General features: G+C 68.0%; 24 protein-coding genes. 7 read left to right on the forward strand and 17 right to left on the reverse strand.

Features of this window, described 5'->3' with window-relative positions:
* Positions 1-120 precede the first annotated feature (120 nt).
* The 5 genes from V2S05_RS10495 to V2S05_RS10515 all read right to left on the reverse strand — a co-directional run bounded on the left by V2S05_RS10495 (position 121) and on the right by V2S05_RS10515 (position 4,498).
* Entirely contained in the window at positions 121-264 is a 144-nt protein-coding gene (locus V2S05_RS10495) for a hypothetical protein (protein ID WP_413635128.1), read from the reverse strand.
* Positions 261-2,582 carry a phosphoribosylformylglycinamidine synthase subunit PurL gene (gene purL, locus V2S05_RS10500; protein ID WP_413635129.1) on the reverse strand — a complete coding sequence of 774 codons (2,322 nt, stop codon included), beginning with the start codon at positions 2,580-2,582 and terminating at the stop codon, positions 261-263. Before purL ends, V2S05_RS10495 begins: the two co-directional genes overlap by 4 nt.
* Before the next feature lie 73 nt (positions 2,583-2,655).
* Complete coding sequence (locus V2S05_RS10505) at positions 2,656-3,603, reverse strand: FHA domain-containing protein (protein WP_413635131.1); 948 nt, start codon at positions 3,601-3,603, stop codon at positions 2,656-2,658.
* Between the two features lie 20 nt (positions 3,604-3,623).
* The gene (locus V2S05_RS10510; RefSeq protein WP_271638876.1) at positions 3,624-3,932 is read right to left on the reverse strand and encodes a hypothetical protein; all 309 of its coding nucleotides are present in this window, start codon (positions 3,930-3,932) and stop codon (positions 3,624-3,626) included.
* Between the two features lie 80 nt (positions 3,933-4,012).
* Entirely contained in the window at positions 4,013-4,498 is a 486-nt protein-coding gene (locus tag V2S05_RS10515; protein ID WP_413635133.1) for a pyridoxamine 5'-phosphate oxidase family protein, read from the reverse strand.
* Between the two features lie 241 nt (positions 4,499-4,739).
* Between V2S05_RS10515 and V2S05_RS10520 the strand changes: the two genes are divergently transcribed.
* Genes V2S05_RS10520 through V2S05_RS10535 form a run of 4 tightly spaced genes read left to right on the forward strand, consistent with a single transcriptional unit; the run spans position 4,740 to position 8,909 of the window.
* Entirely contained in the window at positions 4,740-5,831 is a 1,092-nt protein-coding gene (locus V2S05_RS10520) for a hypothetical protein (RefSeq protein ID WP_413635135.1), read from the forward strand.
* Complete coding sequence (locus V2S05_RS10525) at positions 5,831-6,121, forward strand: hypothetical protein (protein WP_271638873.1); 291 nt, start codon at positions 5,831-5,833, stop codon at positions 6,119-6,121. Before V2S05_RS10520 ends, V2S05_RS10525 begins: the two co-directional genes overlap by 1 nt.
* Positions 6,118-7,590: a PD-(D/E)XK nuclease family protein gene (locus V2S05_RS10530; RefSeq protein WP_413635137.1), complete on the forward strand. Its 1,473-nt coding sequence runs from the start codon at positions 6,118-6,120 to the stop codon at positions 7,588-7,590. Before V2S05_RS10525 ends, V2S05_RS10530 begins: the two co-directional genes overlap by 4 nt.
* The gene (locus V2S05_RS10535; RefSeq protein WP_413635139.1) at positions 7,587-8,909 is read left to right on the forward strand and encodes a hypothetical protein; all 1,323 of its coding nucleotides are present in this window, start codon (positions 7,587-7,589) and stop codon (positions 8,907-8,909) included. The genes V2S05_RS10530 and V2S05_RS10535 overlap by 4 nt, the downstream gene beginning before the upstream one ends.
* 21 nt (positions 8,910-8,930) lie before the next feature.
* Here V2S05_RS10535 and V2S05_RS10540 read toward each other — a convergent pair whose 3' ends face one another.
* From V2S05_RS10540 to V2S05_RS10560, 5 genes are all read right to left on the reverse strand, one after another.
* Complete coding sequence (locus tag V2S05_RS10540; protein ID WP_413635140.1) at positions 8,931-9,266, reverse strand: hypothetical protein; 336 nt, start codon at positions 9,264-9,266, stop codon at positions 8,931-8,933.
* A 38-nt stretch (positions 9,267-9,304) separates the two neighbouring features.
* Positions 9,305-11,845 carry an ABC transporter gene (locus tag V2S05_RS10545; protein ID WP_413635141.1) on the reverse strand — a complete coding sequence of 847 codons (2,541 nt, stop codon included), beginning with the start codon at positions 11,843-11,845 and terminating at the stop codon, positions 9,305-9,307.
* Positions 11,846-11,969: 124 nt separating this feature from the next.
* A complete protein-coding gene (locus tag V2S05_RS10550; RefSeq protein ID WP_413635142.1) occupies positions 11,970-13,121 on the reverse strand; it encodes a hypothetical protein in 1,152 nt (383 codons plus the stop codon).
* A 22-nt stretch (positions 13,122-13,143) separates the two neighbouring features.
* Positions 13,144-13,302: a hypothetical protein gene (locus V2S05_RS10555; RefSeq protein WP_413635144.1), complete on the reverse strand. Its 159-nt coding sequence runs from the start codon at positions 13,300-13,302 to the stop codon at positions 13,144-13,146.
* 132 nt (positions 13,303-13,434) lie between these two features.
* Entirely contained in the window at positions 13,435-14,439 is a 1,005-nt protein-coding gene (locus V2S05_RS10560) for a nuclease-related domain-containing protein (protein WP_413635145.1), read from the reverse strand.
* Positions 14,440-14,517: 78 nt separating this feature from the next.
* On the opposite strand from V2S05_RS10560, the gene V2S05_RS10565 reads away from it, so the two are divergent.
* Positions 14,518-15,447 carry a hypothetical protein gene (locus V2S05_RS10565; RefSeq protein ID WP_413635146.1) on the forward strand — a complete coding sequence of 310 codons (930 nt, stop codon included), beginning with the start codon at positions 14,518-14,520 and terminating at the stop codon, positions 15,445-15,447.
* A gap of 209 nt (positions 15,448-15,656) precedes the next feature.
* Here the strand turns inward: V2S05_RS10565 and mtnK are convergent, their stop codons facing one another.
* From mtnK to mtnA, 5 genes are all read right to left on the reverse strand, one after another.
* Entirely contained in the window at positions 15,657-16,877 is a 1,221-nt protein-coding gene (gene mtnK, locus V2S05_RS10570; RefSeq protein WP_413635148.1) for an S-methyl-5-thioribose kinase, read from the reverse strand.
* A gap of 46 nt (positions 16,878-16,923) precedes the next feature.
* On the reverse strand, positions 16,924-17,970 hold the full coding sequence (locus V2S05_RS10575; protein ID WP_413635150.1) for an ABC transporter permease: 1,047 nt from the start codon (positions 17,968-17,970) through the stop codon (positions 16,924-16,926).
* Position 17,971: 1 nt separating this feature from the next.
* On the reverse strand, positions 17,972-19,501 hold the full coding sequence (locus V2S05_RS10580) for a sugar ABC transporter ATP-binding protein (protein WP_413635151.1): 1,530 nt from the start codon (positions 19,499-19,501) through the stop codon (positions 17,972-17,974).
* 84 nt (positions 19,502-19,585) lie between these two features.
* Positions 19,586-20,689 carry a substrate-binding domain-containing protein gene (locus tag V2S05_RS10585; protein ID WP_413635152.1) on the reverse strand — a complete coding sequence of 368 codons (1,104 nt, stop codon included), beginning with the start codon at positions 20,687-20,689 and terminating at the stop codon, positions 19,586-19,588.
* Between the two features lie 45 nt (positions 20,690-20,734).
* Complete coding sequence (gene mtnA, locus V2S05_RS10590; RefSeq protein WP_413635154.1) at positions 20,735-21,757, reverse strand: S-methyl-5-thioribose-1-phosphate isomerase; 1,023 nt, start codon at positions 21,755-21,757, stop codon at positions 20,735-20,737.
* Positions 21,758-21,933: 176 nt separating this feature from the next.
* Between mtnA and V2S05_RS10595 the strand changes: the two genes are divergently transcribed.
* Together V2S05_RS10595 and V2S05_RS10600 are read left to right on the forward strand one after the other, a co-directional pair.
* Positions 21,934-22,650 carry a GntR family transcriptional regulator gene (locus V2S05_RS10595; RefSeq protein WP_413635155.1) on the forward strand — a complete coding sequence of 239 codons (717 nt, stop codon included), beginning with the start codon at positions 21,934-21,936 and terminating at the stop codon, positions 22,648-22,650.
* A gap of 68 nt (positions 22,651-22,718) precedes the next feature.
* Positions 22,719-23,354, forward strand: coding sequence for a class II aldolase/adducin family protein (locus tag V2S05_RS10600; protein WP_413635156.1), 636 nt, complete (start codon positions 22,719-22,721; stop codon positions 23,352-23,354).
* A 325-nt stretch (positions 23,355-23,679) separates the two neighbouring features.
* Here V2S05_RS10600 and V2S05_RS10605 read toward each other — a convergent pair whose 3' ends face one another.
* Entirely contained in the window at positions 23,680-25,407 is a 1,728-nt protein-coding gene (locus tag V2S05_RS10605; RefSeq protein ID WP_413635157.1) for a DNA/RNA helicase domain-containing protein, read from the reverse strand.
* Positions 25,407-25,865, reverse strand: coding sequence for a nucleotide pyrophosphohydrolase (locus V2S05_RS10610; protein ID WP_413635158.1), 459 nt, complete (start codon positions 25,863-25,865; stop codon positions 25,407-25,409). Before V2S05_RS10610 ends, V2S05_RS10605 begins: the two co-directional genes overlap by 1 nt.
* Between the last annotated feature and the right edge of the window lie 6 nt (positions 25,866-25,871).

Genomic DNA, 25,871 nt, shown 5'->3' on the forward strand with positions numbered 1-25,871 from the left:
GTGGTGCGTCGACGAGGGGACGCCACCTCCGTCGGCTGGGCCCGTATGGTCGCGTCAGGCGCGGGGAGGCGACCCTTCGGGACCTGCGGATGCCAACGCGCGCACGAACCCCGGGCCGACTCAGCCGAACAGCAGCGTGAGCGCGGTCACCCCGCCGCCGCCGACGATGAGCGCGACGATCGTGACCCACGCCACGATGCGGATGCGGCGGCTGCGGCGCTCGCCGAGATCGCCATAGTCCTCGTCGGTCTGCGCCCCGGTCATGCGGAGAGCTCGGTGACGGTCGGGCCGAACACGGCCGGCAGCGTGCCGCGCGAGGTCTCGCGCAGCTCGTCGACCGACACGGTGAACACGTCCTGCACCTCGAGGGTCGGCTCGGTGTCAGTCACGCCGATGCGCAGCACCGGGTAATCGCGCCCTTCGCACAGACCGCGGAACTTCACGTCCTCTTCGCGCGGCACGGTCACGATCACGCGGCCGGCCGACTCCGAGAAGAGGGCGGTGGCGGCATCCACCCCGTCGCGCTCCATCAGCTCGGTGAGCCAGACGCGCGCGCCGACGCCGAAGCGCATGACGCCCTCGGCGAGGGCCTGGCCGAGGCCACCCTCCGACAGGTCGTGCGCAGACGAGATCAGCCACTCCTCGCGAGCAGCGCCGAGGAGCCCGGCGAGCCGCCGCTCGGCGGCGAGGTCGACCCTCGGCGGCAGGCCGCCGAGGTGGTCGTGCACGACGTCGGCCCAGGCCGAGCCCGACAGCTCGGTCGAGGTCACGCCGAGCAGGTAGATGTTGTCGCCGGCATCCTGCCAGCCCGACGGGATGCGACGCGAGACGTCGTCGATGATCCCCAGCACTCCGACGAGCGGGGTGGGGTGGATCGGCACGTCGCCGGTCTGGTTGTAGAACGACACGTTGCCGCCGGTGACCGGGGTGCCCAGCTCGTAGCAGCCGTCTGCCAGACCGTCGACGGTCTGCCCGAACTGCCACATCACCTCGGGGTTCTCGGGCGAGCCGAAGTTGAGGCAGTCGGTGATCGCCGTGGGGGTCGCGCCGGTGACGGCGACGTTGCGGTACGCCTCGGCGAGCGCGAGCTGTGCGCCCGCGTACGGGTCGAGCTGGCAGTAGCGGCCGTTGGCGTCGGTCGAGACCGCGAAGCCGAGACCCGACTCCTCGTCGACGCGCACCATGCCCGCGTCGTCGGGGAAGGCGAGAGCGGTGTTGCCGCCGACGTAGTAGTCGTACTGGTTGGTGATCCAGCTGGTGTCGGCGAGGTTCGGCGAGCCGAGCAGCTGCAGGAACTGCGTTCGCAGCACAGCCGGGTCATCGGTGCGCGGAAGGTCTTCAGCGGCATCCGCCTGCAGCGCGTCGATCCACGTCGGGTACGCGACCGGACGGTCGTAGACCGGGCCGTCGACGGCGACGGTCGACGGGTCGACGTCGACGATGCGCTCGCCCTGCCAGTCGATGACGAGGCGTCCGTCTCCGGTCACCTCGCCGAGCACGCTGGTCTCGACCTCCCACTTGCCGACCACCTCGAGGAACGCGTCGAGCTTCTCGGGCGCGACGATCGCCATCATGCGCTCCTGCGACTCGCTCATCAGGATCTCTTCGGCGGTCAGCGACGGGTCGCGCAGCAGCACGTTGTCGAGCGAGACGTGCATGCCGCTGTTGCCGTTGGCGGCCAGTTCGCTGGTCGCGCACGAGATGCCGGCGGCACCGAGGTCCTGAATCGCCTCGACCAGCTCGCGCTGATAAAGCTCGAGGCAGCACTCGATGAGCACCTTCTCGGCGAACGGGTCGCCGACCTGCACTGCGGGTCGTTTGGTCGGGCCGGCCTCGTCGAAGGAGTCGGATGCCAGGATGCTGGCGCCACCGATGCCGTCGCCGCCCGTGCGGGCGCCGAACAGCACGACCTTGTTGCCCACGCCGGTGGCGTTGGCGAGCTTGAGGTCTTCGTGACGCAGTACGCCGACCGCGAGGGCGTTCACGAGCGGGTTGGCCTGGTAGACGGCGTCGAACACCGTCTCACCGCCGATGTTCGGAAGCCCCAGGCAGTTGCCGTAGAAGCTGATGCCGCTGGTGACGCCGTGCACGACGCGCGGGGTGTCGGGGTGGTCGATGGCGCCGAAGCGCAGGGCATCCATCACCGCGACCGGGCGGGCGCCCATCGAGATGATGTCGCGCACGATGCCGCCGACGCCGGTCGCCGCGCCCTGGAACGGCTCGATGAACGAGGGGTGGTTGTGCGACTCGGCCTTGAACGTGACGGCCCAGCCCTCGCCCACGTCGACGACGCCGGCGTTCTGGCCCATGCCGACCATGAGGCGCTCGCGCATCTCGTCGGACACCTTCTGGCCGAAGCGGCGCAGGTAGTTCTTCGACGACTTGTACGAGCAGTGCTCAGACCACATCACCGAGTACATGGCCAGCTCGCCCGAGGTGGGGCGGCGGCCGAGGATGGTCTTGATCTGCTCGTACTCCTCGGGCTTGAGACCGAGCGCGCCGTACGGCTGCTCCTTCTCAGGAGTCGCGATGGCGTTCTCGACCGAGTCGGGAACATGCTGACGAGAGGCAGGAGTGGTCACGCGGGCTCCAGAAGAAGAGGGAGGCGGGGCGCGTCCAGTCTACCGGCGCGTCCCGACACCCTCAGTGCGTTGGTCACTCGACGGCGACGACGCCCTCGCCGCCGGACTGCTCCGGGTCGGCGCCCGGCTCGGTGCGCAGGGGCTGCCCTGCCGTCGAGCCGTGATCGCGCATCAGCTGCTCGCGTGGCGGCTGCGGGCGCTGGTACGCGTACTCGCCGCCCTGGCGTCCGCCGTAGGGGCGACCGTGATCGGCGTACTCCTCGCGGAAGAACGCCAGCCGCCACCGACCCATCGTGATGAGAGCGCCGGTGCGCAGGATGCGCCCCTGCTCTTCATCGCCGATGCGTTCGCGGTACGCGCCGCCGCCGACCGCGCCCTTCGCGTAGAGCACGTACTCGTCGCCCTGCTCGTGGCGAATCTCGGCGTGCACCGATTCGAGGCCGGGCAGCACGAGGTCGCACGTCGGCGACGAGCCGATGGTGACGCGGTCGGCGGTGAGGTCGAACACCTTCGGTGCCACGCCGTCCCACTGCTCGGCGTCGACGGTGAAGATGAGTCTCGGATGTCCGGCACCCCACGCGTAGTGGGTGGTGGTGATCCGCCGTGGGCGGTAGCGCTGGAACGTCGGCGCCAGTGGCAGCAGCACACCGGCGACCTGGGGGATGGGCGGCAGAGAGCGGGTGGACTGGATGCGCCGCACACTGTTCAGCGCGCTCAGCGAGCCGAGGCGCACGTGCGATGACCCGGTGAGCAGCCGTGCGAGCACGCTGCGCCGCACGTCGCCCACCTCGACGAGCGGCCCCTGGGGGCCGTCGATGCGCACGGTGAGTCCCTGCGCGGCGAGCTGCTTGGCGAGGGCGTCGACCTCGTGCAGCTGCGCGCGGCGCACGCTCGGAAGGCGCTCGGGATCGCTGATGAACACGTTCACGCGCCGGCCCTGGCCGGTGATCCTCACCGAGAAGGGCGGCTCGTCGTCGGTTCCGAGCAGGGCGACCGTGAGGTCGGCGTCGACGGTGATCATGGCCGTGCCCCACTGAGGCTTCAGCCCGCGGCGGGGCCGGAGTCCCGGTCGGTGTACGTGCCGGCGTCGGAGGTGAGGGTGTTGTCGCTGGTGGTGACGCGCAGTGTGCCGTTGATCTTCCACGTCGCGCGCGGCGCGTCGGGGCCGATGTCACGCGGCACCTCGACCGTCATGTCGTCGAACGCGTAGTTGACCACCGCACCGCGACCGGTGAGGAAAGACCACATCTCGCGGCCCAGGTCGGTCCAGTCGCCGATCGAGCGGCCCTCGGGCCCGCTGCTCGATCCGAACAGGTCGGAGGAGGAAGAGGAGGAAGTCGTGTCGCTCATGGTCGGCTCCTTTGCCGGTGTCGGTGATCAGACACTAGTCCTGCCCACCGACACCGGCAAGAGCCGATGTTGGACCGAGGTCAGAGGTCGACCTTGCCGCTCTCGCCGCCGTCGTACTGCTCTCCCGTCAGCTTCGACTTCACGAAGCTGAACACCGTCGCGATGCGCCCGCCCGGGGAGTCCCAATACTCCGCCGATTCCGCCGTGAAGCGCACGAGGCCCACGTCGGGGTCGTCGGGTCCGTCGGGGAACCACGCCTCGACCATCGGGTTCCACAGTTCATCGATCTTGGCGCGGTCGTCGACCAGCCACGCCGTTCCGGAGAGCGAGACCCACGCATCGTTCGAGCTCATCGAGACGTTCACGTCGGCGTCGGCGGCGAGCTCTTCCGCGGGGGACGAGCTCTTCGAGATCAGGAACCACAGGTCGCCGTCGAACTCAGCCTCCTGCACGGTGAACGGCCGGGCGACGAGCTTGCCGTCGCCCTTGCGCGTCGTCAGCATCGCGAAGCGGAAGTCCTTGATCAGCTCGGCGACCTTCTTACGGTCATCGGTGGTATCGGTCATCGCCTGCCCCTTCCTGCCGCCCGCGGGATGCGGATGGCGTGAAACCCTCACGATGCCCGCCGCGGGCACGCGCGACGAGGGGGTTGTGATGCCGACGGCTCTGGGTTACGCCGTCGGAGCTCAGAGCCGGAGGTGCGCGGCCCTCGAACCGCGTGCCCGGAACCGATGTCCCGCACGAAACCGGACGATCCCGGACAGCGGTTCGCTCCTCGCGGACACGGAAGTCCCCGAAACTGAGAGCGTGTTCTCCACCTCTCTCCAAGCGCACCTCGAGCCCGCCCGAACGCGGCACGGCTGCGCTCTGACGCCGGACGATTTCGTGTTCTTCCGAGTCGACGGACGGCTCGGCTGGCGCGTCGCATCCAAGGTCGCCGGCGCAGAGGACGTCCTGTACGAGATCTGGGACACCGATGGGCACAGACGGGACTCGCCGGACACAGCTGCGATGCAGGGCAGCATCCGGGTGGACGGCCGGGAAACCGCTCTGCCGCACCCCTACCGAAGGTCCTTGAGGCGCAAGGCCGCCCTGCAGGACTGGTACGACGCGATCCTGTTCGAAGAGGCCCAGCGAGAAGCGAGCGCGCGCAGCGTACGACGGTGGGGACAGGACGAGCTCTCGAGCATGGTGAAGCGCTCATCCTTGGGGATCTCGGCCTACGACGCCCACGAGGTCGCCGTCGACTCCTTCCCGACCGTGTCCGCCCTGCAAGCCTGGATCGATGAGGCGCTCTCGGGCACTCGGGTGCGTGTGATCGCGCTCGTGCTCGCGGACTACCCCTATTTTCGCGACGAGATGCGGGATGGGCAGCTGTTGCAGAAGATGGACGGCGACGAAGCGGTCGCACATCTTCCGATCGTGGTCGCGACCAATCAGGATTCAGCGGTCGCGCTCGCTGAACGGGAGGGGCACCTGCCCCCTCGACCCTCGGCGACTGTCCGGATGTCGGGCGGCACGCGTATCCGCTGGTGGGCGGACGCCGTGCTGTCGTGGTCTGCGGTGGCCCGCAACAGCACCCTGAGTCGCGACGGCGACGCACGCCCTGCGGCAGGCGACTGGGTTCTGCTCGGGGTCGAAGGAACCGACATAGCTCTGCCGGTGCCGTGGGGCAGTTCGAATCTGCTGATCGAGACCGACGACGACGGGGCGCTGGTCGAGATCTCAGTACCGTCGACTGCGAGGCGCGAGCAGCACCATCGCCGCCGCGCAGAGTTCGAAGACAGGTGGGGGCGATGGCTCGACGAGGAGCAGAACCTCACGCGGGAAGAGCTCGAGGCCGGCATCCGGCGCGCCGAAGCCGGACTGCGTGCCGTGCTCGCGATCGAGGAGGACTGATGGCCACGCGCTCGACCGTGGAAGACGACGTCATCGGCATCGACGACAGCGACGGTGAAGACCGTCCACGCGGGTGCGCATGGGATGAGAGCGTCTGCACCACCACCCCGGAGTACCGCATCGGGCGGGGCGGCCACGTCGGAGAAGACGACGAGCCGCTCGAGCCCGAGGTTCAGGTCTACTGCGGACGCCACTACGCGCTGGAACTCGCGCGACTCACCGAGGTGCATCTGCACGACTGCGCTGCGCCCGCTTCTCATCATGTTTCGCACTACGGGAGGGTTGCATGAGCAGCTTCAATCAGGATGACACCGTCATCGCACGGGTACTCGCAGATCTCATCACCGGCGACAGCAGTCGCCTGGTTGGCGAGATCCTGCGTCCGGTGCCCAATTTCTGGGACATCGTCGACTACGGCGCGAGCGCGGGTGAGACCCGGTACAGCAAGATGGTGGGCTGGCTGCTCGACCCGCAGGAGGACCACGGACTGGGCACGTTCTTCGCCTCCCGCTTCGTGCAGACGGCCCTCGGCGAGGGTGCGCCGGAGATCTCCGAGCGCGCCCGCGTGCACCCGAGGGAGTGGCGCAACATCGACGTCCTCCTCGTCGACTACGACGAGGAGGGGATGCCGGTGCGCACCCTGGTGATCGAGAACAAGACCGACACGAGCGAGCACACCCGCAGCGGACTGCTGACAGCGCAGACCACCTGGTACAACTGGGTCATCCGCGGTGATTTCGAGAGCATGGAGCAGTCGGTGGCATCAGCGGACCTCGAGCCGGCGCAGGCTGCTCGCCTGCGCAAGCAGATCCGCCGATGGAAGACCGACACCGGCGACTACCGCAGCATCGACGATGCCGGCCGCCACTTCGTCTACCTCACGCCCCGTCAGGACGAGCACGCAGAGGATCCGGAGTTCCGCACCGTCACCTACGAGCAGCTCGAGGGGCTGCTCGATGAGGTGATCCAGCTGCTCACCGATCGGGGTGACGCAGACGCGGCGAAGATCGTGCTCGACTTCCGCCGCACGATCCACCGCCGATTCGACAGAAGGCTCGGTGAGCAGATCACGCACGCGTTCGATGAGTACCCCGATCTCGGCGCGGAGCTCGCTTCGGTGGCCCAGCAGATGGGTGTCATCAACGCCGAGGACACGCGCGCCGGTGACAAGCAGTACTTCACGGCCGCCCGCACGAAGAAGGTCGACCCTGAAGAGCTGCGGGCGCACCTCGATCAAGAGCTCGGACGCCCGATCACGGAGATCGAACTGCGACGCCTCGTCGCCCACGTCTGGCAGAGCCGGCCGAGCTCCTTCGCGAACGACACGTCGAAGTTCCACTGGGGTGACAAGCGCAACGGCAGGTTCTCGAAGACGGAGATGCTGCAGAAGATCGCGCAGGCCTTCGTCGTCGAGCACGGGATCACGTCGATCGGCGAGTTCGAGGAGAAGTTCGGTGCGGTCGTCGGCACCGTGATCCTCCCCGATCCCGCCAATCCGTACGACGGCACGGCGCTGCTGTACGACCCGGACCATCACCCCTACAGCGCATCCGACGCGAAGCGGTACAAGAGGACCGAGATCGACATGCGCGAGCGCATCGGAGCTATCACCTTCGATGACGGCAAGCGCTACCGCGTGCACTGGAACCTCGGACACCGACGCCCCGGCCGGGTCGGCGTGATCGCGCACCTGCCTGTCATCCGTCACTTCCAGCAGACGGGCGATCCCCAGGTCTATCCGATCGCGGATGCCTCGTGAGGGGGCGTTCGGTCGACGGGGGATCGGCCTGGTGGCGTCGCCCGTGGTTCTGGGGGCTGGTGGTGCTGCTGTCTCCCGTCGCGGCGATGCTGGTCTGGTCGCTGGTCGTGCTGGTGTGGATCGGCCTGCACACTCTCGCCGGTCTGCCGCTGCCCCCGGCCATCGAGCAAACCGTTCCCCTCGGCGCCGTCGGCGACACCTTCGGAGGTCTGCTCGGCCCCATACTCAACACCCTCGTGCTGGTCGTGACCATCTCAGTGGCGCTCGGGCAGCGTCGGCATGTGGTCGCCGAGCGGGAGGCGAATCTCGAGGTCGCGGATCGCGCTCGCGCTGAACAGGTGACTGCCTGGGTCGCGGAAACCGCTCACTCCGATCAGCGGGGGAGCTATCTGGGCGTGGTGGTCATCAACAACGGGTCGACATTGGTGCGCGATGTCGACCTGGTGGTCACCGTGAAAAATGGCGAATCCCCCCTCGAACTGCGCAATCGAGAAGCGGTCATCCCACCCGGCACATGGTTTCTGCCCATCAACCGCGCTCAGGCCGAGGACCGCGGTGAGGCCATGTCGCCGACGCCCGGGTCGGAGCCGAGCAGCGATTGGGCCGCAGCAGTGGCCGTCGACACGAGCGGCCACCTGCGGGTCGATCTGCCGGATGACGACCGGCCGCGGGCGCCGCTGACCTCGCACGTGCTCGGCGTGCATCTGCCGATCACGGTGGACGGTCAGAAGCGTCCCTACTACGAGATTCAGCTGCTGCGTTTCACTCTCGACGGCGCGCAGTGGTGGCGTGACGGCGGAGGCCGGCTCAGCCGCAGCATCCCGCCGGCCGAGGCGGCGCAGACGGCGAACTGGGAGAGCGAATTCTCGCCGCTCGCCTCGGTTCCTCGGCCTCCGTCCGAGGGTCCGAAGCAGATCCACCGAAAAGACCCGGGCGTGCAGAGCTTCATCTCGCAGTTCGCGGCACGCCTGACGGGACGGAATGCGGACGACATCTCCCGGAACGTCCGCTACGCGACCGCGGAGCCGCTGCGCGGAGTGGGGATCGGGGCGCTTCGGATCAGCCGTGCAGGCCAGGGCATCGCGTTCTACGAGAGCGATTCGCCCGACGCACCGACAGTGCTGTGGCTCTCAGGCAACACGAATCGGATGCCAGCAGTCATCGACTTCGTGGAGGAGTGGAGAGAGCGCGCCGAGCGTCAGTCGGTCGGTCCGCTGATCTCGGAGCTCGTCGACTACAAGGACCCGATCGAGATGGCCGACGAGTTCGTCGCTCGTCTGCCGCGGCATCTCGCTGAGGTGGTGCCCGCCTCCGCGTGACCGCGCCGGGCCGATCCCGGCTCAGAGGCGGATGTACGCCGCGCCCTCGAATTGCGCATCGGTCAGGGCGACGATCGCGGCGGCGACGGTGCGGATGCCGGGCTGCAGGTCGTCTTCAGTGATCTCGTGTGCGCGCATGCCGCCCTCGCACGCCTCGATCGCGGCGCCTTCAGGCAGCCTGTCGATCGCGAGGGCGTCGGCGCCGCGCGTGACGCCGGTGATCGCCGGCCCGTTGACGATGATCCGGATGCGGTGCTCGGGCCGGGCCTTGTGCAGGATGCGCGCCGAGGTGATCGAGCGCGCGACGTCGGCGGGATCGGCGGTGACGTGGATGACGACGGTGCGGGATGCGGTCATACCGGCATCCTGCCACCGGATGCCGGGCGCGGCCGGGCTCAGCGCGCGAGCGCGGCCGCGAGATAGGGAGCCGTGCGACTCCCGGACGCTGCGGCGACGGCATCCGGGGTTCCCGTCGCGACGATCCGCCCGCCCGCGTCGCCGCCGGACGGCCCGAGGTCGACGACCCAGTCGGCGTCGGCGACGACGTTCATGTCGTGTTCGACCACGACCACCGTGTCGCCCGCGTCGACGAGGGCGTGCAGCTGCGCGAGCAGCAGGCGCACGTCGGCGGGGTGCAGTCCGGTCGTCGGCTCGTCGAGCAGGTAGAGCGTGTGCCCGCGGCGTACTCGCTGCAGCTCGGTGGCGAGCTTGATGCGCTGCGCCTCGCCGCCCGACAGCTCGGTGGCAGGCTGGCCGAGGCGCAGGTATCCGAGTCCGACGTCGAGCAGCGCGCGCAGGCTGCGCGCCGCCGCGGGGATCTCGGCGAGCACGTCCGCAGCCTGCGTGACGGTGAGCGCGAGCACGTCGGCGATCGAGTGCCCGTGCCAGCGGACCTCGAGTGTCTCGTCGTTGTACCGGGCGCCGTGGCAGGTGGGGCAACGGCCATAGCTGCCGGGCAGGAAGAGCAGCTCGACGGCGACGAAGCCCTCGCCCTGGCAGGTCTCGCAGCGCCCGCCGGGCACGTTGAACGAGAAGCGCCCGGCGGTGTAGCCGCGCTCGCGGGCGAGGTCGGTGCGCGCGAACGCCGTGCGCACCGCATCGAACAGCCCGGTGTAGGTGGCGAGGTTCGAGCGCGGCGTGCGGCCGATGGGCTTCTGGTCGACCCGCACGAGGCGGTCGACGAGGTCGAGCCCGTCGGTCGACCGCACGGTGAGCACGTCGATGTCGGACGGTGCGGTCGCCTCGGCGATCCCCGGTTCATCGGAGTCGGTCTCGTCTTCTGTGGGGTCGGCGGCCTCGGCATCCGGATGCAGGTGATCGCGCACCACCTGGTGCAGCACCCGGCTGACGAGGGTCGACTTGCCCGAGCCCGAGACGCCGGTCACGGCGACGAGGGTCTGCAGCGGGATCGCCACGTCGACGTCGTGGAGGTTGTGCAGCCGGATGCCGTCGACGCGCAGCCACCCGGCCGCTTCGCGGCGCTCGCGTGCGGCCTCATGCTCGCCCTGCGCGGAGGGGAAGAGGAAGGGCCGGGTGAGGCTGGCATCCACCGTCTCGAGGCCGTCGACGGGGCCGCTGTAGAGCACCTCGCCGCCGCCCTCGCCGGCGGCGGGGCCGACGTCGACGATCCAGTCGGCGCGGCGGACGACGTCCATGTTGTGCTCGACGACGAACACCGAGTTGCCCGAGCGCTTGAGCTGCTCGAGCACCTCGAGCAGCGGCTCGGCGTCGGCGGGATGCAGCCCTGCCGAGGGCTCGTCGAGCACGTAGACGACGCCGAACAGTCCCGACCGCAGCTGGGTGGCCAGGCGCAGGCGCTGCATCTCGCCGGGGGACAGGGTGGTGGTCACCCGGCCGAGGCCGAGGTAGCCGAGGCCGAGGTCGCAGAGCACGCCGATGCGGGCGCGCAGGTCGGCGGCGATAGCGACGGCGACGTCGGTGCGCTCGCCGCTGGCCGCGGTGGGCAGCGCCGCGCCGGGGTCGGTGATCTCGGTGGTGGGGCGCAGCACCTCGGCGAGCTCGGTCATCGGCAGAGCGTTCAGCTCGGCGATCGACCGCCCCGCGAAGGTGACTGCGAGGGCTTCGCGGCGCAGCCCGGTGCCGTGGCACAGCGGGCACGGGCCCGAGCGCATGAAGCGCAGCACCTTGGCGCGCATCATGGCGCTCTGCGAGTCGGCGAGGGTGTGGAAGACGTACTTCTTCGCGCTCCAGAAGCGGCCGTTGTAGGGCTTCTCGATGCGGTCGCGCTGCGGGAGGATCTGCACGACCGGCTGCTCGTCGGTGAACAGCAGCCAGTCGCGGTCGGCCTGCGTCAGGTCGCGCCAGGGGCGGTCGACGTCGTAGCCGAGGGTGATGGCGATGTCGCGCAGGTTCTTGCCCTGCCAGGCGCCGGGCCAGGCGGCGATCGCGCCGTCGCGGATGCTGAGCGAGGGGTCGGGCACGAGCGAATCCTCGGTGACGTCGTGCACGACGCCCACGCCGTGGCAGCGCGGGCAGGCGCCGGCGGCCGTGTTGGGCGAGAAGGCGTCGGAGTCGAGGCGCTCGGTGACGCCTTCGGGGTAGGTGCCGGCGCGTGAGAACAGCATGCGCAGCGAGTTCGACAGCGTGGTGACCGTGCCGACGCTGGAGCGCGAGCTGGGCGCGCCGCGCCGCTGCTGCAGCGCGACCGCGGGCGGGAGTCCGGTGATCGAGTCGACGTGCGGGTCGTGGCCCTGCTGGATCAGTCGACGTGCGTACGGGGCGACGGATTCGAGATAGCGGCGCTGCGCCTCGGTGAAGATCGTGCCGAATGCGAGCGACGACTTGCCCGAGCCCGAGACGCCGGTGAACGCGACGATCCGGTCGCGCGGCATGTCGACGTCGACGCCGCGGAGGTTGTTCTCGTGGGCGCCGCGGACGCGGACGAACGGATCGGCGGCCGGGGAGGTGTCGAGCATCCGGACGAGTCTAGTGAGCGCGGATCAGTCGGGCGTCGAGAAGTGCCACAGGATCACCACGTCTGGCGCGCGTCGTGGAAGGTGATCACCGCACCGGTCTGCAGCGAACCTGCGGAAGGCGCGCTCACGAGCGGGCCGACCCTCGGCCTGTGCTCGGCCGATCGGTCCAGTCCTCGAGCAGGTGGTCGAGCTCGATCACCTGTTTCCAGCTCCACCAGAGATCGATGTCCGCGGCGGGTTCGGTGCTGAGCGTCTCGTCGACCCAGGTGGCGGGGATGACGTGCACTGCGACCGAGGCGAATCCGCGCATCCAGACGAGCGCGATCGCGGTCGCGTCGGCGAGGGCCCACCACTCAGCGCGGTCGACCCGGGACTTCCGCAGAGCCTGCCGGTATGAGCCGGTGCTGTCGATCGGGTCGAGGGTGTCGGCGAGATCGACCGACCTGGCGGGGCCTGCGGCGTCGATGATCGACGCACGAACGCGCGAGACGAAAGCCCGCATGTCGTCGTCGTCGGCGTAGGGATTCCAGCCGCGATCGGGATAGCCCAGCCAGATGAGGGGGATGATCTTCGCCTCGCCGCGCACGAGCACGGGCGCGTTCTCTGCGAGCCAGCCGTCTTCTGCCGCGGTGGTCGCCCCTGGTGGCAGCCCGTGATGCTGCACGATCAGGTCGCGGGCATCCGATGGCAGCAGGGCCCCCCGACCGTAGGTCGTGCGGTGGAAAGGGCCCGGTGGGTCGACGTCGTCGTGGTAGCTCTTCGTGGCCGCGAGCTCGGTGACCTCGTCCCATGTCCAGTTCAGGTCGGTGGGCGGCATCTCGCCATGGATCCATTCGAGAGGGATGACGTGCACAGCCACCGCATCGACAGGGGCGGGAAGCGGCGCGCCGTAGGTGACGCACACGATCATGCGGGGTGAGTCTCCCGGACCGGCCCAGTAGGCGTCCCTGGCTCCGGTACGGAGGAGTTCGGCGGCGTACGTCGGTGAGTCGATGGCCCTCGGCGTCTCGACGTCGATTCCGTTCAGGAAGATCCAGCGGTACTCGAGCGCACCGTCGACGTCCGACCGGAGGGCACTCGCCTTCTCGCGAACCGCGGCCTGTTCGGCCGGTTCCGCATCGCGCGCCCAGACGAGCGGAACGATCAGGGCCTCTCCCTTGCGCAGGGCGGGGACACCCGCGGTCAGCCAGCTGTTCTCGGGCGGCAGGCCACGGCGATCCGTGAGCATCTCTTCGATGACGTCGATCACCACCTCGCCTGACACCGGAATGTTCACGCGTCGACCTCGATTCTTCGCCTCAGTGCGCCAGTTCTATCACGTCGGCCCATGACCACGAGACGTCGATTGCGTCGACCGGCCCGCCGGCCAGACGATCGAGCACCCAGTCGGCCGGTACGAGGTGCAGCGCGAGCGAACGGGTTCCCTCGGCTTCGCTGCCCGCCCAGACCAGGGCCACGCCCTGCGCGTCCGAGTACACCCAGCAGTCGGCCCGGGTGACCCCGGCATCGCGAAGCGCCGCGCGGTACGAGCCGATGCTGTCGTCACTGTCGTCAGCCAGGTTCAGCTCCGACCATGCGGTCGGCGCGCGTCAGCGGTCGGCAGCAGCTGTGCGCGGCTCAGCCGATCCAGAACCGGCGCGGGCGAGAGAACGTTCGCGCCGGGTCTGCACGCGATAATCGAGCGCCACGGGCGACACGGGCCGGTCGACAGCGAATGCGCCGGTGCGCACAAGGTCGGCACCCAGCTCGGTCAGCGCCTCGGCAATCCGGTCGACCCGCTCGGGCGATGACTGATCGGGGCGCGCGGTGTGCGCACGGCGCAGTATCGACCCGATCGTGTGCACGTCGGCGATCAGCGTACGAGCCTTGCCCTGCACTTCGATGCCCGGGGTGACGACGGTGGCATCCGGATGCGAGTAGAACACGCACGTATCGATGAACGGCAGGTCACCCACTCGAGGAGCCAGGTACGCGTGCAAGCGAGAGGCACCAAGGCGAACCTGACGAGCCGGTGATGCCGGCCCAGCGTCGGTCCGCAGACTGATCGACGCGTCGTCGCGCTGTCGAAGGTGCACGGCGAACGGCGGAGTCAGCTTCTTCTCGTCGAGCAGCGCGGCGAACGGAGCAGCCAGCTGCGACGGCCGTGTGCCGTCGAAGACCAGACCGTTCCAGTACTTGCTGTCGATGACGAGCACGGTGTTGTCGGTGACGACGACATGGTCGATCTGCGCGCAGAACGATCGCTCTTCCGAGACGACCGCGAAGACGACGTTGGTCGCGACGATGGCGTTCAGCGACGCGGCCTCGCAGGCCTTCACCAGCGTTTCGCGGGAGTTGAGCTCCCATCGCATGCCGCGCGCGGCGAGGTGCATCGCCCGATCGCGCAGCGCGTCGCTGGCGGCTTGCCCTGCCTGCAGCGCCAGCACGTGCTGATGGTGCTCGGCGGCGACACCGGCGAGGTGCTGCTGATGCAGCCGGGCATCGTCAGCGCGCTGCGCCTTCCACTTCCGGCGCTGGCGTCGGTGCAGCAGCAGCACCAGAACCAGCAGCAGAACGAGGGCCAGCCCTACGCCGTACGTCATCGTCGTATCCACGCCATGAGTAAACCAGCAAACACCGACGTTTCCGAACGCATGTCGACACGCGTAGATCCGGCCTGGTTGACTGCCCTCATGCATCCCGACACCGCCGCCGATCCTTCTGCTGCCAGGAGACCGGCCTGTGTCTCTCTGATCGTCGGCGTCGCGGCATCCGCCGTCATGCTCTTTCCGTCGTGGGTGAGCGGTGGCCGGCTGCCGTTGCAGAACCTGTGGCACGAGCAGACGCCGGCCGAGGCGATGCCGTTCTCGCTGCTTCCGATCAGTCAGTACGACGCGCTGAACGTCTTCGTCATGCTGCTGCTCGGCGGGGTGGTCGCCGGCCTCGTCGTGCGGATGCTGCGGACCCGCGCCTGGCCGGCGGCGCTCGGTGTGCTGCTCGTGCACCTCATCGCGACGGTGCAGAGCTTCGCCGTGCTGGCGAACGGGCTCGGCATCGCAGACGGCTCAGCGAAGTCGCGCGAGCTCCTCTACTTCGGCGGGATGCTCGGCGGCGTGCTGGTCGGGATGCTGCTCGCGCAGCTCGGATGCTGGATGGCGTCGCGCACGGCGATGCCGTGGCCGGCGCTCGCCGTGGCGCTGTCGGCGGTGCCGGTCGGCACCTGGCTCGGCGACGTGATCGCGACGTTCTACCCGATCAGCAGCTACCCGCCCGAGGTGTGGGTGACGCTGCGCCGGATGCCTGCGGTGATCGTCGCGGCCGCGCTGATCTGGTGCGGCGTGCGTCCGCTGTCACGGCTGATCGTGTGGGCGGTTGGCCTGCTCGCATTCTGGGTGTTGTCTGCGGTGCTCACCCCTACGGGTTTCGTCCTCGGGATGCGCGTGCTCAACGGCGACCTGCGCGAGATGGCCGAGGTCGCGGCGCAGATCTTCCCGACGGCACTGGAGACGGAGCTGCTGCCGGTGGTGGTCGCGCTGGTGATTGCGGTGGTGGGGACTGCGATTCGCTGGCAGCTGAGTGCCTCCCCGGCCGTCGAGCGAGCGGAGCGAGTCGACACGCCCTGACGAACCTTCTGACCCCGATGCTTCGATCCACGTTCCGCCGCCCGATCCGCGTCCCCGTCGACGGCAACGGCGCCATCCGGTGATCGCGCTGGCACGGGCGGCATTGCGGTCGGATCGGGCAGTTGTACCCGGGTAATAGAACGCTCGTGCAGTCCTTACGAGCCTTCTATGCCGTGCTCTAAGGGTTGGTAGAGCACGGCATCACCATCTCACGATAGGAGAGAGGTCTGAAGGATTCCGTGGATATCCGAAACCCGGGCGACGTCAGTCCACTCGGCGGCCAGTGAACGGGCCGCCGCGAGCACCGAACGAGCCGCCGGTGCACGCAGCGCCGGTTCCAGCGTCTCGATGTCGGCGACCTTAGCCGCGCCGACGATGCGCCGTGCCATCTTGGCCGAAGCAAACAGTGCCGACTCCTGCAAAATCGCCGCCACCCGGCGTCGCGCGAACGCCTCATCGAAGAGCTTCGTCTCGTGCCAGTTCGCTGCAGCAGCAAGGTAGGCATCTTCGAAGCCCGTCCAGGTCTGCTCGATCAGCGACAGCGCCCACGCAGCGCGCTCGTCATCTCCGAGGGCAACGGCACGGGCGGCGGCGAAGGCGTAGTTCGCGAACAGTGCACCGAGGTCGAAGGCGACGGGGCCGTAGAACGCGAACTCCGAGTCGAATACCTTCACCGACTCGGTGGCCTCACCGCGCCGACCGGTGCCGCGCACCATGACCGAGCCGGTGTGCAGGTCGCCGTGGATCAGAGCCTCCGCGCGTGTCATGAACCGCCACTTCGCCTCGCTCATCGCCGTTGCGAATACGGCATCCGTCGCGAGAGCGGCAGCATCCGCCTCGTTCTCGGGGAGCACCGCGTTGCGACCGATGTCGAAAACCGGTTCGGTGAAGACGAGGTCCTCGGTGATGACGCACAGTTCGGCGTTCTGCGAACGTGTCGCGGTGTCGGCGACCTCTCCGCGGCTCTGCCCGAGCACCGAGGTGCCGACCGCGACGCCGGCGACGTAGCGCCCGAGCTCGACGGCGACGCCGTCGTGGCATTCGCCGTCGTTCAGCGCGCCGCGCCACACGCGGTGGTCCGACAGGTCTTCGAGCGCGAGGATGTACCGGTCGTGGTCGTACTTGACGACCTCGACCACCAGGTCGGGGCTGATGCCGTGGTGCGCCACCAGAGACTCGGCCTCGCGGCGGGCCCGATCGGGCGTCATGGGCCAGCCCTCGCCCGTCATCCGCACGTACGGCAGTGCCTGCTTCAGGATCAGCGAGCGACCCGCTGCGTCGCGTACGTGGAAGACGAGGTTGAGGTTGCCGTCGCCGATCTCGCGGATCTCAGCGAGGTCACTGCCGTCGATTCGCTGTTGCAGCTCGGGGTGAGCGGTGATGTACTCGCCGATGTTCGCCTCGGTGAGGAATTCGTACTCGTGGGACATTCGTCCGTTCCTTCGTTGGGGGCTGATGGGTGGGGTCGGCCGTGCGCTACGTCGCCGGCGAGTACCGCGACTTGCGGCGGGACAGGGTGAACGAGAACAGCAATGCCACGATCAGCACGAGACCCTTCGCGGTGTCTTGGAAGTAGTACTGGAATCCGGCCATCGTCATGCCCGTCAGCACGATTGCGACGAGTACGGCGCCGAGCAAGGTGCCCCAGGCGTTCGGCTTGCCCATGCCGAGCACCGAAGTGCCGACCAGGGCAACAGCCACGGCTTCGAGCAGGCTCGACGAGCCGGCGTTGACATCACCCTGCCCGATGCGCGAGACCAGGATGATGCCGGCGACCGACGCGAACAGTGCCGAGATGACGTAGGCGCTACCGCGGTACATGCCCACGCGGATGCCCGAGAGGCGTGCCGCCTCGGGGTTTGCACCAACCGCGTAGAGCACACGGCCCCACGTTGTACGGGTCAGCACGAACCAAGATGCGACGACCAGCACGAGCATGATGACGACCGGGATCGGCACTGGGCCGATGGTGCCGCGGTCGATGAGCAGGAAGGCTGGATCGAACTTGCCAGGAGCGGTCGAACCGTTGGGCAGGATCATTCCGGATGATACCGACTGGCCGGCGACGGGGATGAGCTTCACACCCTGGATCACGAACATCACGCCGAGCGTCGCCAGCAGGTCGGGGATCTTGCACACCACGATCAAGAAAGCGTTGAGCACGCCCACCAGCAGGCCGGCAAGCAGCGCGACGCTGACCGCGGTGACACCGGTGAGGTTGTAGAACACCATCGTGACGGCGACCAGCTGCACCGCCAGTCCGGCGACCGAGCCGATCGACAGGTCGAGGCCGCCGACGATCATGCTGAACATGACGCCCAGGCCGAGGATCGCGGTGACCGAGGCGAACTTCAGCATCGAGAACAGCGATTCCGGCGTTGCGAACGCGGGCTGCGTGAAGGCGAAGAAGATGAACGCGATGACGGTCACGGCGATGAAGCCGTACTTCACCACGCTGTCGCGGACGACGTCGCCCAGATGGGTCTCGCGCTGCTGTGCGCGAAGGGTCGTGGTATCGGCCATGTCAGGCCACCTCCGTCATGCTCTGGACGATCTCATCGTCGGAAACTGTGTCGATACGGGCGTCGAGGGTGATGCGTCCCTCGACGAGGACGAGGACGCGGTCGGCGATCTCACGCAGCTCGTCGACATCGCTGCACAGCATCACCACGCAGCTGCCGTCGGCCGCCTGCTCGCGTGCGCGCTTGGCGATCTCGCGCCTGGCGCCGATGTCGACGCCGCGGAACGGCTCATCGAGCAGCAGCACTTCGGGCGGGGTCTGCATCCAGCGCGCCACCATGACCTTCTGCTGGTTGCCGCCCGAGAGGGCATCAACCGACTGCCCGGGGCCGGTCGAGACGACACCGAAGTCGGTGATCGCCTGTGCCGCACGGGTCGTCTCAGAACCCTTCTGCAGCAGCGGACCGCGGGCGAAGCGCGAGAGGAAGGGGAGCGAGAAGGTGCGCGCGATCGACCAGCCGGGCAGCATGCCCTGAGCGGCGCGATCCTCGGGGACGAGGAAGACGCCGCGCGCGATCGCGTCTTTCGGATGCCGGGGTGCATAGGCTTTGCCGTCGAGCTTCATCGTGGCGGTGCCGGACGCCGTGGACTCGCCGAACACGTACTCGGCCAGCTCGGTCTTGCCGGCGCCGATCAGTCCGATCACGCCGGTGACCTCTCCGCTGCGCAGTGCCACCGACATCTCGGGCGCTTCGGGGAACACGCGCAGGCCGTCGATCTCGAGGGCGACCTGCTCACCGGTCAGGTGCACCAGTTGTTCGATGTCGCGTTCAGCGCCCTCGCCCAGCATGGAGGTGACGGCGGCGGCGAAGTCGAACGGGCGCTCTTGCGTCGCCGTGATCCGGCCGTCGCGCAGCACCACGATGTCATCGGCGAGCTGGTCGATCTCGGCGAGCCGGTGCGAGACGTGCAGGATCGCGACGCCCCGGTCGCGCAGCGCGAGGATGGTTTCGAAGAGCCGCTCGGCCTCGGACTGCGACAGGGTCGAGGTCGGCTCGTCGAGGATGAGCACCTTGGGGTCGGTGACGAGAGCGCGCGCCAGCAGGAGCATCTGGCAGTCGGCGATGCCCAGTTCGAAGACGTCCTGGCGCAGGAAGGCGTCGTCCCAGTCGAGCGAGAGCGCGGCGGCGACCTCGCGGGCACGCGGCAGCAGCGACTTCGGCGACGAGATGGAGGGCGTCTCGCCGAGGGCGATCTGCTCGAAGACGAGGTTCTCAGCGACGCTGAGCCCGGGGATGATCGCGTCGTCGATCCGCTGGTGAACGGTGCGCACTCCCAGCCGGGATGCGGCCATCGGGTTCTCCAGCTGCACCGGGGCACCGTCGAGAAGGATGTCGCCGCCGGTGGGCTGGTGCACGCCCGACAGCGCCTTGATGAGCGTGGACTTCCCGGCGCCGTTCGCGCCAAGGAGAGCGGTGATGCGGCCGGGGCGCAGGGTGAGATCCACGCCCTTCAGTACGGTGTTCGCTCCGAAGGACTTGCGGATGTCGCGCAGCTCGAGAACGGGCGGGTGGGCGTCGCGCGGCGTGGTCATGATGTGGGTGCTCCTCGCTGAGCGGGTGTGTGCGATGGGAGGGGCGGTGGGACGGCGTCGGGGCGCCGTCCCACCGGGGGTGCGTCAGAAGCTGACGACCGACATCCAGTCTGCGGTCGACACCTGCGACAGGTTCAACTCGGTGACAGCGGCGCGCAGGTCTTCCATGTTCTTGATGTCGTCCTCGCGCAGCATCTCCTGGGTGACGAGCACCGGCGGGAACTCGACGAGTTCGGCATCGAGCTCACCGGCCATCGACAGGGCGAGCGTGCGCAGCACAGCGGCGCCGATCGCGTTGGGGTCGGTCGCGCCAGTGGCGACCCAGCGGCTGCCTTCCGCGCGCATGAGTTCGATGTCGGCGTTCGAGATGTCGGCGCCGTAGACGAGTACGTCGTCGCTGCCACTGACCTGGTCGAGGCCGGTCAGCGTGCCCTTGGTGAACTCGTCGTAGGGGGCGTAGATCGCGGTGACCGACGGGTTGGCCTGCATTGCTGCGGCGACCATCGGAGCACTGTCGCTGGCGGACGAGCTGGTGAACGAACCGGTCTTGAACAGCTGGTCCCAGCCGTTGTCGGCGACGAACTGGCGCCAGACGGCGTCACGGCGGTCGAGCGGCGCGATGCCCTCGACGTTGACGTAGCCGACGACCGCGCCTTCGCCGACGTCTTCGAGCATGCGGTCGAGCACGAGCTGGGCCATGATCTCGTCGGACTGCTGGGTCTGGATCACGCCGTCGGCGCACTCGGACACGTTGACGTCGTAGGCGATGACCGCGATGCCCTTGCTGATGGCGTCGTTGACGCCGGGGCACAGCGTGTCTGGGAAACCGTGGCGCACGATGATCGCATCCACGCCCGACGAGATCGCCTGCTCGAGCTGAGTGGCCTGGGTGGCGTTGTCGCCCTGGGCGTCATAGGCCGACAGTTCGAAACCGAGGGCTTCGGCCTGCTGGCGCGTGCCGTTGAGGTACTGCTGGAAGTAGTCGCCCTGACCGGACTGCTGCACGATGGCGACCTTGGCGCCGACCAGCTCTGCGGGCATCTCGCTGCTCGCTTCGCTGACAGTACCGGAGTCTGCGGTCTCCTGCGTGGCCGGCGCGCCCTGGCTGCAGGCGGTGAGTGCCAGTACGGCGGTCAGTCCGACCGCTCCGGTCGCGGCGAGCCTGCGGCGCAGGCTCCGGGATGACATGCGCTTCATTGCGATTCCTTTCTTGGATGCTTCGGCTGATCGCGTTCAGGCGAAAGCGGGTTGGGTGACCGTCGGCTCGACCACACCGTGCTCGGTGACGATGCCGCTGATCAGGTCGTACGGGGTGACGTCGAAGGCCGGGTTGAATCCGCGCACGCCCGGAGCCGACATCGTGGTGCCGCCGAAGGCGAGCACCTCGTTCTCGTCACGCTCCTCGATCTCGATGAGGTCGCCCGAGGCCAGGGTGACGTCGACGGTCGACATCGGTGCCGCCACCAGGAAGGGGATGCCGGCGCGGTGCGCCGCCAGCGCCACCGAGACCGAGCCGATCTTGTTGGCGGTGTCGCCGTTGGCGGCGATGCGGTCGGCGCCGATCACTGCGAAGTCGACCAGTCCGCGCAGGATGGTGCTGCTGGCGGCGCCGTCGACCTCGACGACGTGGGGGATGCCGTCCTTCGCGAGTTCCCAGCTTGTGAGCCGGGTACCCTGCAGCAGCGGACGCGTCTCGTCGACGTAGACCAGCTCGAGCGCGCCCCGCTCGTGTAGTTCTTTGAGCACACCGTATGCGGTTCCCCAAGCCGTCGTCGCCAGGGCGCCGGTGTTGCAGTGGGTGAGTGCACGCAGCTGGCGCTTGCCGATGCGCTCAAGCAACCAGTCCGCGCCGAGCCGCGAGAGTTCGCGGTTCGCGGCCTCGTCTTCTTCGGCGATGCGGTGTGCCTCAGCGAGAGTCTGCCCTGAGCCGGTGCGGCGGACGGCGTCCACGCGGCGGGCACCCCATTCGAGGTTCACGGCCGTCGGTCGAGCCAGGGCCACCCGCTCGATTTCTGCGTCGAGTCGGTCGGCGCTCCATCCTTCTGCACCGCCCTGGCGCTCGGCGAGGACGACACCGTAGCCCCCGGCTGCGCCGAGTGCGGGGGCTCCGCGAACAGCGAGACGCGCGATCGCGTCGACGAGCTGGTCGACGGTGCGCAGGTCGAGGTAGGACTCGACGGTCGGGAGCACGGTCTGGTCGATGATCCGCACGGCCGGGCCGTCGGCATCCTCGATCCATTCAATCGCTTTAACCACCGTGTCTCTCCTTTCGCGTACTCCGTCGTCGGGTACGCGAGGACGCTAACAGTTGTCGGACAACTGTGTCAACAAGATCAAACAACCGGGCGATCTGGCATGATGTCTCTACGACCGGCGGCCACACTGAAGCGGTTGGGTCGATAACGGCAGACCGAGCGATGGAGGGGTTCGCAATGGCACGGAGGGCATCCCGCGTAGATGCGGTGGTCGCGGGCATCCGTGCGGGCATCGGCGACGGCACCTATCCGGTGGGCGACCGTCTGCCGACCGAGTCGGAACTCGGCGAGTCGTTCGCGGTGTCGCGCCCGACGGTGCGCGCCGCGCTGAGCGAGCTGAAGACCGCCGGACTCGTGCACACGCGCCACGGCGTGGGCACTTTTGTGTCGGAGCCCCCAGCGGTGACCGCAGGGCTGGAGCGCCTCGAGTCCATCACGGACTCGATCCGCCGCACCGGGCGGGAGCCGGGCATGCGCTACCGCAGCCGCACCATCAGGCCGCTACTTCCGGAAGAGGCGGCGAAGCTCGAGTTGACCGCCAACGATCTTGCGCTCGAGACCCGCCGAGTGATCCTTGCGGATGACGAGGTCGTCGCCTACTCGTACGACTTGCTGCCGATCGGGGTCTTTCCCGAGGGCGAGTCCCCGGAAGTGCTCGACGGATCGGTGTTCGGATATCTTCGCGAGGCTCGCGGCATCATTCCGGTGCGCGCGGTCGCTGAGATCCACCCAGTCGTCGCCGACCACGTGATCTGGGACGCTCCTCAGGGGCGCAACGGCCTGGCGCTACTGCTCGACCAGGTGCACTACGACCAGGACGAGCGCGCGGTCGCCTACTCGCGTACCTACTTCCTCGATGGTCGCTATACGTTCTCGATCATTCGACACGCTTGACCTCGGGTCGTCACTTTCGTCCAGTAGTGTTGTCTGACAACAGCCTCTGAGCGATTGGGACAAACTCGATGACGAATCACTCCACATCCGTCGCTGATGCCGTGCAGCAGCTCATCCGCGCCGGCTCTGAGATCGTGCAGTCCGGCTTGGCTCTGGCCAGCGCCGGCAATCTGTCAATCCGGCTCGACGCCGACCGCTTCGTCGTGACGGCGTCGGGTACTTGGCTGAATCGCCTGGATGAGACCTCGTTCACCATCATGGACCTGGACGGCGACGTCATCGACGGCGCGACCAAACCTTCGAGCGAGTGGAAGCTGCACCAGCGCGCCTATCGTGCGCGCCCCGACGTCGGGTCGGTCGTGCACGTGCATCCCGCCCACGCGATCCTGCTCGACGCGCTGCGTCGGCCTATCCGGTTGGTGACTCTCGACCACGCGTATTACGTGGGATCGGTCGGCCGCACGCCGTACTACCCGAACGGGTCTGATGAGCTCGCCGACACCGCCGCTGAGCAGCTCGCCGAGCACAACTGCGTCATCATGGGCAACCACGGATCGACGACCGTGGGTGACGACTGCGACATGGCGCTGCGGCGGGCGCTGAACCTCGAGAACGCCGCCGAGCTGACCTACCGCGCGCTCCTCGCCGGCGACGGCGACCTCGACTTCCCCTGGGAGTCGGAGCCCCACCTGCACCACGCCTGAGCCGAGAGCCCGCACGCTCGCAGCCCCAAGGCTGCGCTCATGCCCAGCGCCCGTTGTGGTGGCATACGGCGACCGTTCGATGCCTTGCGCGTACATCACGTGTGACGCCTCCCCAATGGCGTGAGCATGTACGTCAGTCCCGTCCGCTTGGGTATCGGCGACTACGTGACCCGACGAGATCTCGCAACCGAGTACGGCGGCGCAACGCAGGGCGGAATCATCGCGAGCAAGCGATCAAGCACGGTGTCCATCTTCAGCGATCACGCCGAAGGCAGGCTCGACAGAACGAACAGGGAGAGCCGATTGATGCTCCTGACGGCCCAGCTCAATCCAGGTAGCTCCGAAGCCGTTCTCTCAGCCCTCCATCGCATACATACACATACGTCCCGAGCATCCCCCGCGTGAGCAGCACCCCGTAGATGTTCCGGACGAACACGAGCAGATCATCGTCGCCGAAGGCGTTCTTCAGGTGCCCGGTGTTCTCCTTGCCCTTCTTGTCGCGGTACGCCTCGCGATCCGCGACGATCGAACCATCCGACGCAAGACGCAGATCCGGCCCGATGATCACGCCGACGTAGTTCAGGTCGTATCCCTGCACCGTGTGGATCGAGCCGACCTCCTCCAGCGACCCGGGAGCGTTGATCCAGTCTTTGTCGGTGCTGTTCCAGCGCATCCGCTCGTCGTCGATCTCGATGTCGAACGCCGACGGATCTCGACGCGACACCCAGTCCCACGCGTATCCGGCGACGAGACGCGACAGCCCCACCTCGCGATCGCGGGCACGGATTGCCCGACGCATCTCGCCGAGGTCGTCGAAGAAGCGCAGGTCGTAGTCGCCAAGATCCGGGCGCTCTGGGTGCTCGCCGCGCAGAAGCGCACGGACGTACTCGACGTAATCCGCACCGGCGCGCACGCGCATCTGGGTGGTCAGCCGGAAATGGCGGTGCGAGTCCCTGGCATCCCGAAGCTCCCGCTCGAGCGTCGCCGGCGCGAGGTCATGTGGCCGAACGCTCTGTGCACCATCGACGAGCAGCAGCTGGTGGCGGCTGCGCGCTTTGATCCAGTCGAGCTGTGTGCGCGACGGATCGTCCCAGCCGAAGAGCTTCTCGTTGATCTCGCGGAACTTCTTGTTCTGCACACCCGACGCCTGATTGGCGCGCTGATTGAGTCGATGCGTCTCGTCGACCAGGATCAGGTCGAACATGGCATCCGACTCGCCGATCTGAAACGGCGTCATCACCATCGCCGGATCGAGCTTCGGCGTCTTCTTGAACACCTGCCGTACCGACTGCCGCAGCGACTGCTGCGGAATCACGAGCGTCATCCTCAGATCGCGCAGCAGCTCACGATTCTCGGCGGTGAAGAACTCGGCGAACATCGAGTCGGGCTCGACGTCGTCGTGATCCTGGTAGTCGCGGATGTCGGCGAGCAGCTTCATGAGGAAGATCGCGATAATCGTCTTGCCGGTGCCAGGGTCACCCTGCACGACGAGAGTGGAGCGGGCATCCGGATGCTGCAGATCGGCCAGCAGGCCCTCGACGATGTCTTCGATCGCGATGGCCTGATCGTCGGTGAGCGCCTTGAACGGCGAGAGCTTGAAGAGGTCGCTGTTCTCGATCTGCGGGATGCTGCGGCTGAACAGCCCCTCGGCGCGCAGCGCCTCGAAGACGTCGCGGAACGACTCGCGGTAGATGTCGCGGTCGTAGTAGCGCGCGTCGCTGAGGCCGTCGTTGCCGTTCAGGATGCTGTACTGACCGTCACCGTGGAACCAGCGGATCAGGTGCGATTCGAGGTCGAGGCAGACGGACTTGTTGAAACGCTCGCCGACGACGACGCGGATCGACTCGAGACCCTCGTGCTTCTTCGAGCTGGCGAGGTGCTGCCGCATCCGGGATGCCGCGTTCACGGTCTCGCCGACATAGAGCTTCTTGCTGCGGGCCGAGCTGTCGAGCACGTACACGACCGGCCAGTCGGTGTGCTGCGCGTCGCTGCGCGCCCACGCGTCGACCTGCTTGCGTTCGAAAGGAAGCCGCTCGATGCTGAACTCGCTCATCACTGCAGATGGGTGTACTTGGCGATGCGACCTTTTGACATCTCGACCGGATACTTCGCACGTGTCTTCTCGAGTTTGCTCAGCACGATCTCATCGATGTCGACGCCGATCCTCGCCGCCATCTGGAAGCAGTAGGTGAGCACGTCGGCGAGCTCTTCTTCTACGCGAGTCTGATCGGGCGTCTGCCCCCACTGAAACAGCTCGAGCAGTTCGGCCGCCTCGATCGAGATCGACTTCGCGAGGTTCTCAGGGGAGTGGAACTGCTCCCAGTCGCGTTCGACGGCGAATTCGCGAAGGGCCTGCAGCGTTGCGGGGGACGGCATGGAACAGAAGGTAGCAAAGATGCCGGCGGTGGCCATCGCGATAGCGTTGATCTGGTGTGGGGTGCCAGTGCTGTCGCGGCTGTTCGTCTGGGTCGTCGGTCTGCTCGCGCTCTGGATGCTGCCTGCGTTGTTCACGGCTGT

This window comes from Microbacterium sp. OR16 (genome assembly GCF_047306725.1).
In the GTDB taxonomy this organism is placed as follows: Bacteria; Actinomycetota; Actinomycetes; order Actinomycetales; family Microbacteriaceae; genus Microbacterium.

Coding starts and splice junctions, on each gene's coding strand:
- V2S05_RS10495 (WP_413635128.1), bottom strand. CDS start 264: ATGACCGGGGCGCAGACCGACGAGGACTATGGCGATCTCGGCGAGCGC.
- V2S05_RS10505 (WP_413635131.1), bottom strand. CDS start 3,603: ATGATCACCGTCGACGCCGACCTCACGGTCGCCCTGCTCGGAACCGAC.
- V2S05_RS10510 (WP_271638876.1), bottom strand. CDS start 3,932: ATGAGCGACACGACTTCCTCCTCTTCCTCCTCCGACCTGTTCGGATCG.
- V2S05_RS10515 (WP_413635133.1), bottom strand. CDS start 4,498: ATGACCGATACCACCGATGACCGTAAGAAGGTCGCCGAGCTGATCAAG.
- V2S05_RS10525 (WP_271638873.1), top strand. CDS start 5,831: ATGGCCACGCGCTCGACCGTGGAAGACGACGTCATCGGCATCGACGAC.
- V2S05_RS10530 (WP_413635137.1), top strand. CDS start 6,118: ATGAGCAGCTTCAATCAGGATGACACCGTCATCGCACGGGTACTCGCA.
- V2S05_RS10540 (WP_413635140.1), bottom strand. CDS start 9,266: ATGACCGCATCCCGCACCGTCGTCATCCACGTCACCGCCGATCCCGCC.
- V2S05_RS10545 (WP_413635141.1), bottom strand. CDS start 11,845: ATGCTCGACACCTCCCCGGCCGCCGATCCGTTCGTCCGCGTCCGCGGC.
- V2S05_RS10565 (WP_413635146.1), top strand. CDS start 14,518: ATGCATCCCGACACCGCCGCCGATCCTTCTGCTGCCAGGAGACCGGCC.
- mtnK (WP_413635148.1), bottom strand. CDS start 16,877: ATGTCCCACGAGTACGAATTCCTCACCGAGGCGAACATCGGCGAGTAC.
- V2S05_RS10575 (WP_413635150.1), bottom strand. CDS start 17,970: ATGGCCGATACCACGACCCTTCGCGCACAGCAGCGCGAGACCCATCTG.
- V2S05_RS10580 (WP_413635151.1), bottom strand. CDS start 19,501: ATGACCACGCCGCGCGACGCCCACCCGCCCGTTCTCGAGCTGCGCGAC.
- V2S05_RS10585 (WP_413635152.1), bottom strand. CDS start 20,689: ATGTCATCCCGGAGCCTGCGCCGCAGGCTCGCCGCGACCGGAGCGGTC.
- V2S05_RS10595 (WP_413635155.1), top strand. CDS start 21,934: ATGGCACGGAGGGCATCCCGCGTAGATGCGGTGGTCGCGGGCATCCGT.
- V2S05_RS10600 (WP_413635156.1), top strand. CDS start 22,719: ATGACGAATCACTCCACATCCGTCGCTGATGCCGTGCAGCAGCTCATC.
- V2S05_RS10605 (WP_413635157.1), bottom strand. CDS start 25,407: ATGAGCGAGTTCAGCATCGAGCGGCTTCCTTTCGAACGCAAGCAGGTC.